This is a genomic window from Priestia sp. JNUCC 25 (genome assembly GCF_053667915.1).
In genome coordinates this window covers 1264579-1280522 of record NZ_CM132211.1, presented here as the reverse complement: position 1 = coordinate 1280522, position 15944 = coordinate 1264579, and the positions used below count along the sequence as shown (strand labels likewise).

The following is a 15944-nucleotide window of genomic DNA, read 5'->3' as shown; positions in this document are numbered from 1 at the left end:
ATAATTTCTAAAAATCAGATAAATTATTAAATAAGTATTCTTTCTATTTAAAAAAATATGTTTCAATTATATACAATTGATTCTTATCATGAGAGGTGGAGGGACTGGCCCTTTGAAACCTCAGCAACCAGTCGTTAGAGACATGGTGCTAAATCCAGCAAGCAATTTATTGCTTGGAAGATAAGAAGGCGAAAAAAGTCTTCTTCTTAAGAAGACTTTTTCTATTTTATCGGCATATTGCATAAAACGAATCACTCGTGAAATAGAAGCGGAACAATTTAAGGAGGTTTTGACATGGGGTTACTTGAAGATTTAAAGTCTAAAATTTTAATTGGGGATGGTGCCACTGGTACCCTCCTTTACTCACACGGTATTGACAGCTGTTTTGAAGAACTAAACATCACCAAACCAGAAGAGGTTTCTCGTATTCACAGAGCCTATGTAGAAGCTGGTGCAAACGTTATTCAAACAAATACGTACGCTGCTAATTATCAAAAACTTGCCCGTTATGGATTAGAAGATTCAGTCAAAGACATCAATGTTGCTGGTGTAAAATTAGCGAAACAAGCTGCAAAAGATCAGGCTTACGTGGTTGGTACACTCGGCGGAATTCGTTCTTTCCAAAAAAACGCTATTAGTTTAGAAGAGGTTAAGCGAAGCATTCGTGAACAAATGTTTTGGCTTTTAAATGAAGGCGTGGATGGCCTTTTATTTGAAACATACTATGATTTCGAAGAATTAAAGACCGTTCTTACACTGGCAAGAAAAGAAACGGATAAGCCTATTATTACCCACGTTTCCCTGCATGATATTGGCGTGCTGCAAGATGGCCGTCCTTTAGCAGATGCATTAAAAGAATTAGAAGCGTTGGGAGCAGATGTTGTCGGGCTAAACTGCCGCTTAGGTCCTTATCATATGATTCAGTCTCTTGAAGAAGTACCGCTTCCTGATCGTGCTTTCTTATCTGCTTACCCTAATGCCAGCCTTCCGGCGTATGTGGAAGGAAAGCTGGAATATGAAACTAATGAAGACTACTTTGTAGAAAGCGCGCGTTTATTCCGCGAACAAGGGGTTCGCTTAATTGGAGGATGCTGCGGTACAACACCAGCTCACGTACGCGCAATGTCATCTGCCTTAAAAGACCTGCCTCCGATTACAAGCAAAGTCGTTAAAATGAGACCAGCCGTTACGGTTCAAGAGCGTGAGCAGCAGGATAAACCTCATATGCATGAAATTGTGAAGAAACGCCGCTCGGTTATCGTCGAGCTAGATCCGCCTAAACAGCTTGGTCCGACGAAATTTTTAGAAGGCGCAAAAGCACTTGATAAAGTCGGCGTAGATGCTATTACATTAGCTGATAATTCTCTTGCCTCACCTCGCATCAGCAACTTGGCAATGGCAACACTGATGCAGCAAGAAACAAAAGCACGACCGCTTATTCATATTACCTGTCGCGACCGAAATTTAATTGGACTTCAATCTCATTTAATGGGACTTCATACGCTAGGAATGAATCAAGTGCTTGCAATTACCGGTGATCCGTCAAAAGTTGGCGATTTCCCTGGCGCCACTTCGGTCTACGATTTATCTTCATTTGACTTGATTAGTTTAATCGCTCAGTTTAATGAAGGACTATCTTATTCCGGTAAACCGCTTGGTCAAAAAACCAATTTTTCCATCGCAGCTGCCTTTAATCCAAACGTGCGTCACTTAGACCGAGCCGTTCAGCGTTTGGAAAAGAAAATCGACTGCGGGGCTCACTATTTCATTACTCAGCCTCTCTATTCAACTAAGCAAATTGAAGAGGTATATGAAGCAACCAAACATTTAACAACACCGGTATACATCGGGATCATGCCGTTAACAAGCGCAAGAAATGCTCGATTTATTCACCATGAAGTACCTGGAATTAAATTATCAGAAGATATTCTAGAACGCATGGATGCAACGGGAAATGACCGGATTCGCGGTGAAGTCGAAGGTCTTGCGATTGCAAAGAACTTAATTGATACAGCATATGAGTTATTTGACGGTATTTACTTAATTACGCCGTTTATGCGCTATGAAATGACCGAGATTCTAACACGCTATATTCATGACAAGCAACTTGTTACATCAGAAAGGAAGATATAAATGAGCTCACTTATCGAACAACAACTAAAGAAGCGAATACTCGTCATCGATGGAGCAATGGGAACGATGATTCAAGATGCTGATTTAACCGCTGAAGATTTTGGCGGCGAAGAATATGAAGGCTGTAACGAATATTTGACTCGAACAGCGCCTCATGTGATTCAGCGCATTCATGAAGAGTACTTTGCAGCAGGTGCCGACATCATTGAAACCAATACGTTTGGCTCAACATCTACCGTACTTGATGAATACGATTTAGGTCACTTGGCTTATGAATTGAATATCGAAGCTGTGAAGCTTGCTTGTGCAGCCCGCGATAAATATTCAACTCCCGAATGGCCTAGGTTCGTAGCTGGAGCTATCGGTCCTACCACTAAAACTCTCTCTGTTACCGGAGGCATTACATTCCCTGAGTTAGTAGAATCGTACGAAGAGCAAGTTCGGGGTTTGTTAGACGGCGGCGTTGACTTACTTTTAGTCGAAACCTGTCAAGACATGCTGAACGTAAAAGCCGCGTTTCTAGGGATTACAGCGGCGTTTGAAAAACTAAAAACCGAAGTTCCTATTATGATTTCAGGAACAATTGAGCCTATGGGAACAACTCTCGCTGGTCAAGATATCGAATCTTTTTACTTATCACTGGAACACATGAAGCCTCTTTCAGTCGGACTTAACTGCGCGACAGGCCCTGAATTTATGACGGATCATATTCGCTCTCTTTCAGACCTAGCCACTTCAGCAGTTAGCTGTTATCCAAACGCTGGACTTCCGGATGAAGAAGGCAATTATCATGAATCCCCTGAGCTGCTTGCTCAAAAAATTAAAGGGTTTGCTGATAAAGGCTGGCTGAACTTTGTAGGCGGATGCTGTGGTACAACGCCTGCTCATATTAAAGCACTGGCTGAAGCGGTAAAAGAGGTTGCGCCTCGTTCGCTCGATCGCTCCGAGCATAACCATGCTGTAACCGGTATTGAACCACTTGTATATGACGATTCTATGCGCCCTCTTTTTGTGGGAGAACGTACGAATGTAATCGGTTCTCGCAAGTTCAAGCGTCTGATTGCAGAAGGAAAAATTGAAGAAGCATCTGAAATTGCGCGTGCTCAAGTTAAAAATGGTGCTCACGTTATTGATATTTGCTTAGCAGATCCAGACCGTGAAGAAATGGAAGACATGGAGGAATTTATTCAAGAAGTTGTAAAAAAAGTGAAGGTTCCTCTTGTAATCGATTCAACGGACGAGAAAGTTATTGAAAAAGCTTTAACGTACTCACAAGGTAAGGTCATTATTAACTCCATTAACTTAGAAGATGGTGAAGAGCGTTTTGATGCAATCTTACCGCTAGTAAAAAAATTCGGTGCAGCTCTGGTTGTCGGTACAATCGATGAAACAGGCATGGCCGTTACTGCAGAACGAAAAGTAGAGATTGCTAAACGCTCACATGATTTGCTTGTTGAAAAACATGGCTTTAATCCAAAAGATATTATTTTTGACCCTCTTGTGTTTCCTGTAGGGACTGGTGATGAACAATATATTGGTTCTGCTGAAGAAACAGTTAAGGGAATTAAAATGATTAAAGAAGCCCTGCCTGATTGCCTGACCATTCTTGGCGTAAGTAACGTGTCATTCGGTCTTCCTCCAGTCGGACGTGAAGTACTAAATGCCGTTTACCTTTATCACTGTACGCAGGCTGGACTCGATTATGCCATTGTCAATACCGAAAAGTTAGAGCGCTATGCTTCTATTCCAGAAGCTGAAATTGAGCTGGCTAATGCGTTATTATTTAACACAACTGATGAAACGTTAAGCACGTTTACCGACTTTTATCGTGATAAAAAGAAAGAAGCAAAAGTAGAAATTTCTACGTTAACACTCGAAGAACGATTGGCAATGTATATTGTCGAAGGTACAAAAGAAGGATTGCTTCCTGATTTAGAACAGGCTTTAGCTCAATATGATGATCCGTTAGATATTATTAACGGACCGCTTATGAAGGGCATGGCGGAAGTTGGACGTTTGTTTAATGACAACCAGCTGATTGTAGCAGAAGTGCTTCAAAGTGCGGAAGTGATGAAAGCATCCGTTGCCTTTTTAGAACCTCATATGGAAGCAACTGAAAATGATTCTGGAAAAGGCAAAGTTATTCTTGCAACGGTTAAAGGCGACGTGCATGATATCGGTAAAAACTTAGTAGACATCATTTTAAGCAACAATGGTTTTAAAGTAATTGATTTAGGGATTAAAGTAACGCCGCAGCAGCTGATTGAAGCAGTAAAAGAAGAAAAGCCAGACATCATTGGCCTGTCAGGTCTTCTAGTAAAGTCAGCTCAGCAAATGGTTTTGACTGCCCAAGATTTAACACAATCAAGCATTGATGTTCCAATTATGGTAGGAGGCGCTGCCCTTTCCCGTAAATTTACTGACTTTAAAATTGCCCCGGAATATGAAGGTGCGGTCCTCTACGCCAAAGATGCGATGGACGGATTAGCGTTAGCAAATAAGCTGCAGAACAAAGAAGAAGTTATTCAGCTTTTAGCAGATTTAAAAACGCGGCAAGAAAAGAAAGTAACGGTTCGAGAACGCCAGCCTCAAACCGCTCAAGCAGCTACGGCTGTTTTAGAAAGATCCGCCATTTCAACGGACGCTCCTGTTTTTGTACCGGCTGATTTAAAGCGGCACGTTGTCAAACACTACGATTTGGCACAGGTTCTTCCGTATATTAACTGGCAGATGCTTTTAGGCCATCACTTAGGACTAAAAGGAAAAGTGAATAAGCTGCTTGCTGAAAAAGACGAGCGTGCTGTTCAATTAAAAGAAACCGTTGATGACCTGCTCGAACTGGCACTAAAAGAAAACTTAATTAAGCCAGCGGTTATTTATCAGTTCTTCCCTGCTCAAGCAGACGGAAATGATTTAATTATTTATGATCCTGCTGATGAAAAAACAGAAATTGAACGCTTTACCTTCCCTCGACAAGCAAAAGGACAGTTCCTGTGCTTATCTGATTTTGCAAAACCTAAAGAAAAAGAGATGGACTATGTATGTTTCTTCTCTGTAACAGCAGGAACAGGCATTCGCGAACGCGCCGCGAAATTCAAAGAAAACGGCGAGTTTTTAAAGAGTCACGTGTTCCAAGCTCTTGCGCTTGAACTAGCTGAAGGATTAGCAGAACGTGTTCATCAGCAAATTCGTGACCGCTGGGGATTCCCCGATTCGCCTGACTTTACAATGGCGGAGCGTTTTTCAGCCAAATACCAAGGTCAGCGTTTTTCATTCGGATATCCTGCATGTCCAGACCTTGAGGACCAAGCAAAACTGTTTAAATTACTTAAACCTGAAGACATCGGCATTCAGTTAACAGACGGTTTCATGATGGAACCAGAAGCTTCTGTTACAGCCCTTGTTTTTGCACATCCTGAAGCGAAATATTTTAACGTATTATAAAATATGGCCGCGGTCTTTTAGACCGCGGCTGTTTTTTTACAGTGAACAAATCTGAAAAAAAGGCTGCGACAAATGTATTTTAGCTGAAGAAAGATCCGAACGGTGAATTCAGATTCTTGACTGAGAATCAACTCCATTCGGATTTTTTCATTATGATGGTGAACTAGATTTCATGTAGCTGTTTCTAGCTGTTGATTGAAGGGCAAGGCGAAGACTCCTGCGGGAAAAATTGATGTAGTTATGTCTCAATCTCTTTGAATTCACCGCCGGTTTGAGCTTTTTTTATGAGTTTCTTGGGAAACACTGATAGAATAAGGAATGTAATAAATTTGTAACACTCTTATCACAGCAAATTTTTCAGGGAAAGGAATTTTCAAGAAATGATCAAATTATTTGTAAGCGACTTAGATGGCACTCTTTTACACGAAGAAAAATACGTAGAACAGCATAATGCAGACGCACTTAGTGAACTTCAGCGCCAAGGAGTAGAGGTTTGTCTTGCTTCTGGACGAATGGATACGGAAATTTTAAAAATTTCTACTGATATTAACAATACATTTCATCGCATAAGCCAAAACGGAGGATTTGTGTGGACCAAAGAAAATCAAGAACTTCATGGAAAAGTGTTTGAAGATGATTTAGCGGTTCAACTTTATAAAAAAACGATAGATCCTAACCGTATTACGCTTGTCTGTTCAAACGACACCAATTATGTAGAGCAGCGAAATGAAATTATTGAAGCAATTGAAACTCACATGTTTTTCCCTATCGAAGAACAAATTGAAATGACAGATTCATTTGGTCACGCTCTTTCTCCATCTAAAATCACGGTTCTTGGAGATCATGATGAAATGGTAGCTCTGCAAAAAGAAGTGAACGAAGAGTTTGGTGATTATATTGATACATATATTTCTGCCAAGCAGTGTTTGGATATTATGCCTAAACATATCAGCAAAGGAAATGCCATTGAAATTTTATTAAATCATCTTCAGCTAAAACCAGAGGAAATTGCATGTGTGGGGGATTCATTTAATGATATTCCTATGTTCCAATTAACGCCGAACAGTTTCGCTATGGCTACAGCTCCTGAAGCTGTTCAGCGCCACGCCTCTGCTGTTGTGTCATCAGTTAGTGAAGCAGCGCGTATTGTTTTAGAAAAAAATAAGCAAACAACCTAAAAAAAGCGGTCAACGTTTAAATTGACCGCTTTTATCTATTTAATAAGAAAACGGTAGTTATTTTTTTCGTAAAGAACGAAAAAATTCACCTAAGCTTTTTTGCTTCCCATCTGCATGCTCTCCGTGATTAACCAAGCTGCTGATTCTTTCTCGTCGAACAACAACCATAATAAGAGTGGCAAAAAAGATAATGGAAACGGCAATGACAACCAGTGCAAGAACGGATGCTACAATAGCTTCAGAAGTCGTTAGTGACGATAGCATCTGCCTCGTACACCTCCATTTCGTTTGTGGCGAAAAGGAGCCTAGCAATTAGAAATGCAAATAATCTTTTTTCTCAGCTTGATGCATGTTATTATACACCATTTTCATTTTAGAAGCTGTAGCTTTTAAAGACGTAGACGAATCCACATCTTCGGCTAACATAATGTTTACTAAGTCAACCACAGAACGAGACAACAACTCTACATTATTTTGCAACTCTAATTCGTCATAAGTCGTACGGTCTTGAAGACGAAGTCGAATAATTTCATTTGCTAGCTCCCTAACACGCACTAATTGTTGATGTTCTCCCATAGTATCTCCGCCGCAAGAAACTTATAATCAGCCCTTTTATTGGCTTTTATAAGAGCTAGAAATCCCTGCAGCTTACCCCTCCTTATAAAGATGCCTAGCACATCTTTATGTAAATCACACTTTCACCTTGTTTACATGTATATTCGCTATAGCTGGTTCTTTTTCCTTTTGAAATTAGCAGCCATCGTCAACGACCTTCTTCGTTCATCGTTCAGATTTCAAATTTTTAAGGATGTGATATACGAAAATTAAAACGCCAATAGCCGTAAGTGTTGCTCCTGCTGCCACTACGAGTGTAAAAGCTTGGTTTTCTAGTACGATCATGAAAAATAAACCAATCATCATGACCGGTAATCCTATATTATGCAACCATACGTGCAGTTTGGCTAATTTACTTTCGCTAAACGCAGGAAACAAATAATAAATAATTCCCGCTAACGTAAGCGATGTCCATCCTAATAAATTGATGTGCACGTGAACAGGTGTCAAAGCGTAGCTGTGAACAATTGACATATAATACCCCAATATGATGCCAATTCCAAAATAAACGGCTGATATTTTAATTAATTTAATTCCCATCGTTTTCTCCCCCTTATATCCCCCTCCGACTTCTGTACTACTTTACGCAGGAAACGTCATTTTAGAAGCGGCAGATTAGCCAAAGGACACGAAATACGGAGTATGATATCTAAAAAGAGGATTCTTTACCGCAAACACAAAAAACAGCTGAGCAAAAGTACTCAGCTGTCTATTTTAAGCAATATAATGCAGCACAAAATTCAAGAAAAACAACAGCGCGCTTACATACATAAACATCGATACTTCACGCATTTTACCAAGGAATAATTTAAGCAGTGGATACGCAATGAACCCAAATGCAATTCCATCAGCAATGCTGTACGTAAGAGGAATAAGCGCAATAATTAAAAATGCAGGGAAACCTTCTGTTAAGTCCTGTAAATTGATGTTTTTGATATTTTGAATCATCAATGCTCCAATAACAATAAGAATAGGTGCAATAGCACTATCTGGAACCAGCTTGATAAATGGAATAAACAGAAGTGAACTTAAAAATAAAACTCCTGTAATCAGCGATGTTAAACCCGTTCGCCCTCCAGCTGCAATACCAGATGCTCCTTCTACAGAAGACACCGTTGGACTTGTTCCAAACACGCCGCTTAGCAAAGCTGAGGCGGCTGTTGCTTGAAAGGCCCGCGGAAATTTGCTATCTTGATTCATCATACCTAGCTGACCATGCAGCAAACCGATATTTTCAAAAATCAATACCATTGTTAATGAAAAGACAGCTGCCCAAAACGCAACGTCTCCAATAGCTCCAAAAGACAATGTGCCAAAGCTGCTAAAGAAGTCGTTCACGCTCCCAGCCGACTGTCCTTTTTCTGCACCGCTTCTTACACCAAGTAAGAAGGCAAGGACTGATCCAGCAATCATGCTTAACAAAAAGTTACCTTTCACATTTCGGATAAACAGTACGATTGTGATAATTAACGTCAACAGCGTACTGATCACAAACGGATCTGACAAGTCTCCAAGTGCTACAAAAGTGTTTTCGCTTGGAACTACAAGCTTCCCTTTTTGCAAACCGATAAATGTTAAAAATAAGCCAACACCGACTGTTATCGCTTCTTTTAGCGAATGCGGAATCGAAGAGACAATTTTGGCAGACAGTCGTGAAAAAGCTAATGCTATAAAAAGAAAGCCGGATATCACTACTGCTAATAACCCTTCTTGCCAAGATAACCCCATTGATTGAACCATCGTATACGTAAACAATGCATTAATCCCCATACCTGGCACCAGGATGAGAGGCGCATTTGCCCAAAAAGCCATAATAACACAGCCTACAAAAGCCGAAGCTATTGTTGCAAATATTCCTGCTTCAAGCGGAATACCGGCATCAGACAAAATGGTTGAATTAACAGCAATAATATACACGATGGAAAGAAATGAAATGACCCCAGCTAAGCTTTCTTTTCCGACAGTTGTTTGGTGGTCGTTTAAACGAAACAACTTTTCAAATAATGCGTTCAATCTAATTTCCTTCTTTTCATCTATCCCTCGCCCACCCAGTGACCAAAAATGCCACCGAAGTTATTATAGCAAAATCAACAATTGTTGCAAGGAAAACTTGTCTCCTTTAGCTTAAGCGTTCATTCCTTATTTAAAACTGTTATCATTTTCTAAACGTAACGTCTTGCATTCATTCTATATATACCTTGGATTGGACATAATAAAAGAGCGCTTTATCAGCGCTCACTGTTTTAATAATAATAAGGATAATATGGTGGGTACGGCGGATAATATGGGGCTGGATAACCGTAATAACCTGGACCTCCTAGTGCACTTCCAAGAACTAATCCTCCAAGAAATGGAGCTCCAAAGCCCCAACCCCAAGGGCGACCAAAGCCAAAGCCGAACCCCGGACGGCCGAAGCCAAAACCAGGACGACCGAAACCAAAACCTGGGCGACCGAAACCGAATCCTGGACGACCAAAGCCTCCAAATCCTCCAAAACCACCGAATGGTCTTCTTATGTCATTAATATCAAATTCTTGCATGATACATGCCTCCTCAAATTATATTTCATTCTCTTTATTACATATGTTATTCACCTACTTCTTGCATAGGCAATCGCCTCTTTTTTTGTGATTTCTTAAAAAATATTCCTTTTCTACCACCTCATTAGGATTAAACAAGCGTACAGACATATATTTTTTAAGTCTTTGAAACATACTACATGTAACTTATGTAAAATAAGAGAGATGAAACGAGGAATGCACCTTTACAATTTTCAGCACCTGCTGCAATGAGGAATAAACATAATATGAACGCATAAAAAGAACGCTCAACAAAAATGTTGACCGTTCTTCTTATGAAAATACATAGCGATTTTTTATTAATTTATCTGACCCTTTGCTTGACCGTATATGCCCTAAAGCTATATAATCCCCTTTTTATACAATGCGCTTTGAACATAAAATCATAGGAGCGTCTCCCCAAACGCTGCTATGTATGTATATCTGTAATCGCTTACAAACCTTTAATAAAAAACCGATATGATTTTCTATCTATTTACATTAAACAATATTTCAGGCTAAATTTCAACACATTTTTTGTTTTTCTTTGTACTCAGCAAAAAAACAGGTGATATAGCACAGTGATTTTCCTTTTTTCCTAAGCCTTTTACTTATAGCCATAATCGTTTATAGTTTATAACGAAAGGAAGTGACGCAATGTCTGATCAACTAGAAGAATACTTAGAACGAGGAATGTACGGAGCAAAGGAAACAAAAAGAGACGAAAGAAGATATTTCCTAACTGCTCTACGTGAAAATATTGAAATTGCGCTAAAAAAAGGGCAAGTCATGAAAAAGGATGCAGCAAAAATAAAGCCTCTTTTAAAAAAAGTGAAAGACGGTCATTTGTTTTTAAATGGCTCCTTGTCTTATTCATACCTCTCCCCCTATATTCAAGCGGCTAACCAACATAAAGTGCCTTTTACTATCGTTCAGAACTTAGAAGCTGATACCGATATTGGTCTGGTTTTAACAGGTTCTGAAGGCAGTTTGGAACGAGATATCTTTTTAGACTAAAAAAAAGAGCCAGAACGGCTCTTTTTTATTTGGCAAATACATGATGATCAATTGTTTTAATTACAGCACGTGAACGAATCCAGTTATCGGTAGCTGTTTTTGGATTATAAAAGTAAATGGAATCGTCTAAACGATCTTTTCTAGTCAATGCTTGCTCTACTGCTTTTTTCGAATCTTCTGAAGCAGGTTTGTTAATTGATCCGTTTTGGACCGGTGAAAAAGCGTATGCTTTTCCGACAACTTGTTTAATAACTCCTGTTACCGTATCTGGAAACTTCGGAGAATCTACACGGTTTAACACCACTGTTGCTACCCCTACTTTTCCTTCATATGATTCGCCTTTTGCTTCAGCTTCTACTAAGCGAGCTAATAAATCTTTTTCACTTGCAGAGATCGAAACTGCAGGTGTTTCCTGCTCTGCAGGTTTTGCTTCTGGCTTAACCTTATTAGCCGGTGCTGCCGTTGAAGGTTCCGTTGTTTCAGCAGCCAGCACTTTTGTCTCACTCGGAATCGCTAATGTTTCACCAATATAAATCATATCTCCTTGACGATTGTTTATTTTTTTAATATCGTCAATTGTTACACTATATCTTTTACCTAACTTCCAAAGACTATCGCCTTTGACTACTTTATAATTAGTTGCAGCCGTAGCTGTTGCATTAAAACCTATAAATGAAAGAGTAGCTAAACAAGCTACTACCATTGATTTCATATAACTATGTTTCATAGGTAATACCTCCTGAAATTTCGTATGGTATTACTCTATCATAGCTATATAGGGGTTTCACCGAACGATTCAGTTACATTTCTTTAAGTTTGATGAACAAAATTACGTTCGAAACACAATTATGACATTGTACCTTGTTTTTTGTCATAATCACGGTAATTTTTCTAAAATACAGGTATATTTTCCCGCTTTATTTCAGTTTAATCAGAAATTTCTTCATTTGTTTTTCCCTTATAATTCTTATGATAAACATTTAAATTCATCTACTTTTACACAAAAAAGCTGAATGTTGTAATCAACATTCAGCTCTTTTTAATCTTCGATCTCAATTTCTACAACATCATAGAAATCAATCACTAGCTTAGCACCCGTATCATCCATAAACGTAAAGACGTCTTGATCATCTGATAAATGTATCACGTATCCGCTCAACTGCTGTTCACTGTTGTCGTAAACAGTAGTAATTAGAATTTTTTTATGATCTACATATGCTTCTTCTAATAACGAATGGAGGTCATAGTCCCCGTCATCTTCGGGCCGGTTCGTTAACAGCATCCCATAAGTCGTCATTCCATTTTTATCTTTCCATATATGATCTGCAAAATAAAAAGGTGCTGTACTTTTTCGAAACTCATCCATAATATCCCTCCTATAACTAAACACGTTTATTCGCTCTTACCGTACGTTACTAAATAAACGCACAAGCACTTGTAACAGTATATTCTCTACTGTACAGGCTCATACATCCATTATATAAGGCATAATCAAATAATGCCATCATTTCGTTTAGCTCCTAGGAATTTCTAGATACGTATAGGTGAAATCTCCACCGCGTCCAGCTATTCCACGAAAATGTTTGAAATCAGGGCGATTTACTAAAAAAGGGCGAAAAGCAAGAAAGTCTTCTTTTTTAACTTTAATTTCGGTTACTTTTCCTTCACTTAACTCATTCAACATGTTTATTGCTGTTTGTTCATCCATTCAGTTTCACCTCGCTTTTAACTGTTCAGCCAATTTTGCAGAGATGCAAATTGAGCTTCAGCTTCTTTATATCCTTGGTTGTAAAGAGCGTCGAGACGCTCACGATTCTTCTCAATTCGCCCTACTACAAGAGGGGTTTGCGGACGAATCACAAAGATATTCCCCTGTCTTTCCTGTTCTTCAATATATGACAATGTTTCATTATACAATTTATAGCGGTTCTCAAGCGCACGAGTCAGCCCATCATAATGACGGTATTTGCGCTTCAATAACCAAAGCATATTTGATTTCTTTTTTCGATATCCTTCGTTTCGCGTTAGCACAACAATATTTTTTCTATATCCATCCTGCACTGCTTTTTTGATTGGAATCGGATCACTGATTCCTCCGTCTAACAGCTCTTTTCCTTTATATGTAACGACAGGTGCTAAAAATGGAAGGGAACTAGAAGCGCGAACCGCTGTCAAAATGTCCCGGTCATACTCATCAAAATAAACAGGTTCTCCCGTCACGCAGTCCGTTGCTCCTACTACAAGCTTCTCTGTACGCTCAGCAAATGCCTCAAAGTCAAATGGAAGAAGCTGATTAGGAATTTCATCAAAAACGAAATCCATCCCAAATATCTCTTTTGTTTTAAAATAATTTTTCCACGACAAGTAGCGAGGATCCTCTAAAAAATCTAAATTAGCTTTGCGACTTCTTCCTATTTGTCTAGATAAATAAGAAGTGGCATGACAAGCGCCGGCTGAAACGCCAATTACATACGGAAGATACAGATTTCTTTCCATAAAGTAATCTAAAACTCCAGTTGTATAAAGGCCTCTCATACCGCCTCCTTCGAGCACGAGTCCAGTATCTTTCAATTTCTACACCTTCTAATTCTTATAATTTATGACAAGATTATACCTCGTTTATTATAACGAAAGATGAACAAAGATGGAACTGTCCTGCTTCTCTCTTTCGTTAAAGCTACCAATTCCTTTTATTTCTCAGCACATTTTACTTATTTTTTCAATTTTATTTTATATTTTTTCAAAAAACCCTTTACTAATTCCCAGTTTTAAGGCAAAATTGTAAAAAAGAAAACGCTAACTAGTTTTATTATTTTTAAAATTAAAATTATTTAAAAAATTTATAATGAACTAATTTAAAACAAAGGAGCGATGAATCATGAAAATAGCAGAGGTAGGAAACTTGATAGAATTTAAAAATGGCTTACAGGGCATTGTCGAAAAAGTAAATGAAAACTCCGTGATTGTAGATTTGACTTACATGACAAACTACCGCGATTTAGACTTAGAACAGCGAACTGTTGTCAACCACAAAAACTACACCATCATTAATCCAGCTATGTAAAGGAAAAAAGCAGCCGGAAAGAAAAAGCGGTTGCTTTTTTATTGGTTTTGAAAGAATTGATTCTTTTGTTCTTCTGTAATAATCCCCAGCTTATACATGAGGTAAATATACTGTTGCACCTTAACATCCTTCGAACTTTTTTTCACTGTACTCCCTCTTTTCTAAAATGTTTCTTTATACAATAATATATGGTTAAGATAAAAAAAGTTTCCTTAAAGAAACAAAAACAGGCCCCATTTTTTCTTGAAAGGGGCTTATTTTCGTGTGACAATAAGAACAAGCTACTACTATCTTCTTACCGAAAGGAATTACTAGCATGTTTGATACTGTATTGTTTATCGTTGCTCTTATTGTCATTCTTTTTTTCATCCTGCAGTTCGTTTTTAAACGCAAACAAACTTCAAATAAAAAAACATCCGTTGAACCCATGAATTATGCCGAAGAAGATTCTAACTCCTACACAAGCTGGAGTGAATCTGCTTCTAACCACGATCATGATGGCGATGGAGATAGCGGTGGAGATGCGGATGGTGACGGAAGATAGAAAAAAAGCCCCTTCTTATGAAGAGGCTTTTCTTTATTTTGATAATACTCGCTTACCGTTGGTAAACGAATAATAGCATTCACCTGTATAAATGTCTTGGCTTTCATGTACATGAACGCCACATTTATCTTCAAGGGCAGCTTTCATCATCGATTTGGCTACGTTATACGCTTTAATTGGACGATACTTTCTCCACTTTCCTACAAGGCAAAATGAACACGACTTTAACGTGTATCCCCCAATCTTTTCAAATAGGCGAAACTCTTGGCGCTTTCCTAATAATAACGATGGGCGGAAAAAGTGAGTAGAACGGATATACAAGCTTGCGATATCTTCTTCTACTTGCCCCTTTACTTTACTGTAAAAGAATGGCGAACGAAGATCAGCACCAATTGCTGTAATCGTTAAAAAGTTTTTGCAGCGATATTTTTCTGCACATTTAGCCGCTTTTAAAGGAAATTCGTAGTCCACTTTAATGAATTTCGCTTTTGTTTTTGCTTTTTTCATTGTCGTGCCTAAACAGCAATATACATCATCAACTGCAAAGCATTCTTCGTGCTTATCAAGCTCTGAAAAATCAATTTCAAGCTGACGTAGCTTTGTGTGTTCGATTGGTAGCTTTTTTCGAACAAACACTGTCACATGGTTATATAAGCTGTTGCTTAATAACATTTTTAAAAGTTCTTGACCAACAAGTCCGCTTGCACCTAATACTAATGCTGATCTCTGTGACATTCTTTCACCTTCTCACCTGTTGTTTTTGCAATGGAAAACAGGTTGCATACACAACCTGTTTGTTCGAATTAACGATTATCAATTGTTTCTGGGTATAAATCATGATTCATCAGGCGATAATTAGCCATTTCTTCATACTTCGTACCGGGACGGCCGTAGTTTGTATATGGATCAATTGAAATTCCGCCGCGTGGTGTGAATTTTCCCCATACTTCAATATATCTTGGATTCATCAGTTTAATTAAGTCATTCATAATAATGTTCATACAGTCTTCATGGAAATCTCCATGGTTACGGAAGCTGAACAAATAAAGCTTTAACGACTTGCTTTCCACCATTTTTTCATCTGGAATGTAACTAATATAAATGGTTGCGAAATCCGGCTGACCTGTTTTTGGACATAAGCTCGTAAATTCTGGACAGTTGAATTTCACAAAATAATCACGATTTGGATGTTTGTTATCAAATGCTTCTAGAATCTCTGGTGAATATTCAAACAAATAGTTTGTTCCTTGATTTCCAAGGAGTGATACACCTTCTAATTCTTCATCTTTTCGACCGCTCATTTGCATTTCCTCTCTTTCTACGATTGTCATTCTAACAGCGTTTTTTTATTTTGTATATATCTGTTTTTATTTTTCTTTGTAAATTTTTTG

The 15944-nt window shown here is 38.5% G+C and carries 17 protein-coding genes and 1 riboswitch; of the genes, 6 read left to right on the top strand and 11 right to left on the bottom strand.

What is annotated here, in order from left to right; genetic code table 11:
• Positions 1–80 precede the first annotated feature (80 nt).
• A riboswitch (SAM riboswitch) is annotated at positions 81–187 on the top strand.
• A 107-nt stretch (positions 188–294) separates the two neighbouring features.
• The 3 genes from JNUCC25_RS06525 to JNUCC25_RS06515 all read left to right on the top strand — a co-directional run bounded on the left by JNUCC25_RS06525 (position 295) and on the right by JNUCC25_RS06515 (position 6755).
• Positions 295–2133 (top strand): bifunctional homocysteine S-methyltransferase/methylenetetrahydrofolate reductase, encoded by a 1839-nt coding sequence (locus JNUCC25_RS06525; protein WP_013082256.1) that lies wholly within the window; start codon positions 295–297, stop codon positions 2131–2133.
• Positions 2134–5577 carry a methionine synthase gene (gene metH / locus JNUCC25_RS06520; protein ID WP_057274553.1) on the top strand — a complete coding sequence of 1148 codons (3444 nt, stop codon included), beginning with the start codon at positions 2134–2136 and terminating at the stop codon, positions 5575–5577.
• Between the two features lie 380 nt (positions 5578–5957).
• Positions 5958–6755 (top strand): Cof-type HAD-IIB family hydrolase, encoded by a 798-nt coding sequence (locus JNUCC25_RS06515; RefSeq protein ID WP_013056000.1) that lies wholly within the window; start codon positions 5958–5960, stop codon positions 6753–6755.
• 57 nt (positions 6756–6812) lie between these two features.
• Here JNUCC25_RS06515 and JNUCC25_RS06510 read toward each other — a convergent pair whose 3' ends face one another.
• The 5 genes from JNUCC25_RS06510 to JNUCC25_RS06490 form a co-directional block, all read right to left on the bottom strand.
• The gene (locus tag JNUCC25_RS06510) at positions 6813–7019 is read right to left on the bottom strand and encodes a hypothetical protein (protein WP_013055999.1); all 207 of its coding nucleotides are present in this window, start codon (positions 7017–7019) and stop codon (positions 6813–6815) included.
• 48 nt (positions 7020–7067) lie between these two features.
• A complete protein-coding gene (locus JNUCC25_RS06505) occupies positions 7068–7331 on the bottom strand; it encodes a hypothetical protein (RefSeq protein WP_013055998.1) in 264 nt (87 codons plus the stop codon).
• Between the two features lie 204 nt (positions 7332–7535).
• Positions 7536–7910 carry a cbb3-type cytochrome c oxidase subunit I gene (locus JNUCC25_RS06500; protein WP_064471471.1) on the bottom strand — a complete coding sequence of 125 codons (375 nt, stop codon included), beginning with the start codon at positions 7908–7910 and terminating at the stop codon, positions 7536–7538.
• Positions 7911–8084: 174 nt separating this feature from the next.
• A complete protein-coding gene (locus JNUCC25_RS06495) occupies positions 8085–9383 on the bottom strand; it encodes an NCS2 family permease (protein WP_078081604.1) in 1299 nt (432 codons plus the stop codon).
• A 230-nt stretch (positions 9384–9613) separates the two neighbouring features.
• Entirely contained in the window at positions 9614–9910 is a 297-nt protein-coding gene (locus JNUCC25_RS06490) for a hypothetical protein (protein ID WP_029325095.1), read from the bottom strand.
• Between the two features lie 675 nt (positions 9911–10585).
• Between JNUCC25_RS06490 and JNUCC25_RS06485 the strand changes: the two genes are divergently transcribed.
• Entirely contained in the window at positions 10586–10945 is a 360-nt protein-coding gene (locus JNUCC25_RS06485) for a YueI family protein (RefSeq protein WP_014461047.1), read from the top strand.
• A 25-nt stretch (positions 10946–10970) separates the two neighbouring features.
• Here the strand turns inward: JNUCC25_RS06485 and JNUCC25_RS06480 are convergent, their stop codons facing one another.
• The 4 genes from JNUCC25_RS06480 to JNUCC25_RS06465 form a co-directional block, all read right to left on the bottom strand.
• Complete coding sequence (locus tag JNUCC25_RS06480) at positions 10971–11672, bottom strand: cell wall hydrolase (protein WP_078081603.1); 702 nt, start codon at positions 11670–11672, stop codon at positions 10971–10973.
• 312 nt (positions 11673–11984) lie between these two features.
• Entirely contained in the window at positions 11985–12311 is a 327-nt protein-coding gene (locus tag JNUCC25_RS06475) for a hypothetical protein (protein WP_013055991.1), read from the bottom strand.
• Between the two features lie 147 nt (positions 12312–12458).
• On the bottom strand, positions 12459–12653 hold the full coding sequence (locus tag JNUCC25_RS06470) for a hypothetical protein (protein WP_013055990.1): 195 nt from the start codon (positions 12651–12653) through the stop codon (positions 12459–12461).
• A 17-nt stretch (positions 12654–12670) separates the two neighbouring features.
• Positions 12671–13516: a patatin-like phospholipase family protein gene (locus JNUCC25_RS06465; protein ID WP_013055989.1), complete on the bottom strand. Its 846-nt coding sequence runs from the start codon at positions 13514–13516 to the stop codon at positions 12671–12673.
• A gap of 307 nt (positions 13517–13823) precedes the next feature.
• Between JNUCC25_RS06465 and JNUCC25_RS06460 the strand changes: the two genes are divergently transcribed.
• Entirely contained in the window at positions 13824–14009 is a 186-nt protein-coding gene (locus tag JNUCC25_RS06460) for a YkvS family protein (protein WP_013055988.1), read from the top strand.
• 316 nt (positions 14010–14325) lie between these two features.
• The gene (locus JNUCC25_RS06455; protein WP_064471470.1) at positions 14326–14553 is read left to right on the top strand and encodes a hypothetical protein; all 228 of its coding nucleotides are present in this window, start codon (positions 14326–14328) and stop codon (positions 14551–14553) included.
• A 33-nt stretch (positions 14554–14586) separates the two neighbouring features.
• Here the strand turns inward: JNUCC25_RS06455 and JNUCC25_RS06450 are convergent, their stop codons facing one another.
• Positions 14587–15288: an NAD(P)H-binding protein gene (locus tag JNUCC25_RS06450; protein WP_013055986.1), complete on the bottom strand. Its 702-nt coding sequence runs from the start codon at positions 15286–15288 to the stop codon at positions 14587–14589.
• Between the two features lie 68 nt (positions 15289–15356).
• Positions 15357–15854, bottom strand: coding sequence for a preQ(1) synthase (queF, locus tag JNUCC25_RS06445; RefSeq protein ID WP_013055985.1), 498 nt, complete (start codon positions 15852–15854; stop codon positions 15357–15359).
• Positions 15855–15944 lie beyond the last annotated feature (90 nt).

Coding starts and splice junctions, on each gene's coding strand:
- JNUCC25_RS06525 (WP_013082256.1), top strand. CDS start 295: ATGGGGTTACTTGAAGATTTAAAGTCTAAAATTTTAATTGGGGATGGT.
- metH (WP_057274553.1), top strand. CDS start 2,134: ATGAGCTCACTTATCGAACAACAACTAAAGAAGCGAATACTCGTCATC.
- JNUCC25_RS06515 (WP_013056000.1), top strand. CDS start 5,958: ATGATCAAATTATTTGTAAGCGACTTAGATGGCACTCTTTTACACGAA.
- JNUCC25_RS06510 (WP_013055999.1), bottom strand. CDS start 7,019: ATGCTATCGTCACTAACGACTTCTGAAGCTATTGTAGCATCCGTTCTT.
- JNUCC25_RS06505 (WP_013055998.1), bottom strand. CDS start 7,331: ATGGGAGAACATCAACAATTAGTGCGTGTTAGGGAGCTAGCAAATGAA.
- JNUCC25_RS06500 (WP_064471471.1), bottom strand. CDS start 7,910: ATGGGAATTAAATTAATTAAAATATCAGCCGTTTATTTTGGAATTGGC.
- JNUCC25_RS06490 (WP_029325095.1), bottom strand. CDS start 9,910: ATGCAAGAATTTGATATTAATGACATAAGAAGACCATTCGGTGGTTTT.
- JNUCC25_RS06485 (WP_014461047.1), top strand. CDS start 10,586: ATGTCTGATCAACTAGAAGAATACTTAGAACGAGGAATGTACGGAGCA.
- JNUCC25_RS06480 (WP_078081603.1), bottom strand. CDS start 11,672: ATGAAACATAGTTATATGAAATCAATGGTAGTAGCTTGTTTAGCTACT.
- JNUCC25_RS06475 (WP_013055991.1), bottom strand. CDS start 12,311: ATGGATGAGTTTCGAAAAAGTACAGCACCTTTTTATTTTGCAGATCAT.
- JNUCC25_RS06470 (WP_013055990.1), bottom strand. CDS start 12,653: ATGGATGAACAAACAGCAATAAACATGTTGAATGAGTTAAGTGAAGGA.
- JNUCC25_RS06460 (WP_013055988.1), top strand. CDS start 13,824: ATGAAAATAGCAGAGGTAGGAAACTTGATAGAATTTAAAAATGGCTTA.
- JNUCC25_RS06455 (WP_064471470.1), top strand. CDS start 14,326: ATGTTTGATACTGTATTGTTTATCGTTGCTCTTATTGTCATTCTTTTT.
- JNUCC25_RS06450 (WP_013055986.1), bottom strand. CDS start 15,288: ATGTCACAGAGATCAGCATTAGTATTAGGTGCAAGCGGACTTGTTGGT.
- queF (WP_013055985.1), bottom strand. CDS start 15,854: ATGAGCGGTCGAAAAGATGAAGAATTAGAAGGTGTATCACTCCTTGGA.